Source organism: Rhodovulum sp. PH10, from assembly GCF_000293785.1.
In the GTDB taxonomy this organism is placed as follows: domain Bacteria; phylum Pseudomonadota; class Alphaproteobacteria; order Rhizobiales; family Xanthobacteraceae; genus Rhodoplanes.
This window is the reverse complement of record NZ_AKZI01000229.1, coordinates 1-1,160: the sequence shown is the minus strand read 5'-3', so window position 1 is coordinate 1,160 and position 1,160 is coordinate 1. Positions and strand designations below refer to the sequence as shown.

Annotated in this window: 2 protein-coding genes; both read right to left on the bottom strand. The window is 58.6% G+C overall.

Features of this window, described 5'->3' with window-relative positions:
• Positions 1-47: 47 nt before the first annotated feature.
• Positions 48-917: an FkbM family methyltransferase gene (locus tag A33M_RS21730; RefSeq protein ID WP_040622626.1), complete on the bottom strand. Its 870-nt coding sequence runs from the start codon at positions 915-917 to the stop codon at positions 48-50.
• Positions 918-947: 30 nt separating this feature from the next.
• On the bottom strand, positions 948-1,160 hold a 213-nt coding region (locus A33M_RS21725; RefSeq protein WP_040622623.1), incomplete at its 5' end, for a transposase domain-containing protein.

Below are 1,160 nucleotides of genomic sequence, written 5' to 3'. Positions count from 1 at the left end.
CATGCTACGAAAGCTCTGTAATCCCGCATGATGTCTCCGGACAGACTCTAAGAGCGCATGGGTGTGCCGACGCTGAAAGGACTTCTTGCCGTGACTCCTTCCGCGAAGTACACGGGTTTAATTTGTCCCTCGCGGGAGGCATACAGATAGAGGGCGCGGTCCGGTTCTACGATGTGGCCGTTCTGGTCGGTCGTCATGACTGTCATGCCAGTAGAGGTCAGGAAGCGGACCAGCGTGCTGTTATGGCCGCACCATGGATGCAGTTCCATGGCCAGGTTGGCGATACGTTTGACGGTCTCGGGATTGCCGCTGAACGCGGCATACTCACTGCCCTCTATGTCACACTTGACGAAATCGGCGCGGCCGATGCCATGATCGTCCATCAGTTTGCCGATCGTGATTGTCTTCTCGTCGTTGGTCGCACCGATGAACAAGTTGACCCGCTGCACGGCATCCGCCGGTATACTGTTCGACGAAACGATGATCGCGAACGACGCGTTGTAGTGTTTTGTCGGCTCGACGGCCACGATCGTTTTTGGCCCCCACAGCTTATATGCTAGCAGGGAGAAGAAGCCTCGATTGCTGCCGAGGTCGAGAACGACCGTCACGTCACGGAGCGGTTTGATGCCGCGCAGATAGACGTCGCTGCCGAACATCTCTCTTACGACGCCAAAGCTCGCGTTGTCCCCGGTTCCAGCGAGCTGCCGATCAATCGTTGCGGCGGGTATCACGACCGACTTGCCGTTATAGCAAATTTCGAGGTCGCGGCTCATCCGCTCATCGAAAGCAGTCAGGTTCTTGCGGGAAACTATCGAAGGTGCGGTGGCGACCAGAGCACCTATAGCGGCCCGGAAGTCGTTGGGCTTCAGCAGGCGTTGGAGGATTTTTACCTCTAACATGAGTCGGGAAAAGCTCATGGCAACTTCCTTGGTTCGTAAGCGTCGTGGTCAGGCCACGGCTTTGAGGGGTTGCGGCGGGGCGTAGGCCCAGGGCAGCAGGTCGTCGATGCGGCTATTGGGATGGCCGTCGACGATCCGGGTGATGACGTCGGCGAGGTAGACGTACGGATCGATACCGATCAGCTTGCAGGTCTCGATCAGCGAGGCGACGACGGCCCAGTGCTCGGCGCCACCGTCCGAGCCGGCGAAGAGCGCGTTCTT

Bases quoted from the DNA above. Each gene is read 5' to 3' on its own strand.
- A33M_RS21730 (WP_040622626.1), bottom strand. From the start codon at position 917: ATGAGCTTTTCCCGACTCATGTTAGAGGTAAAAATCCTCCAACGCCTG.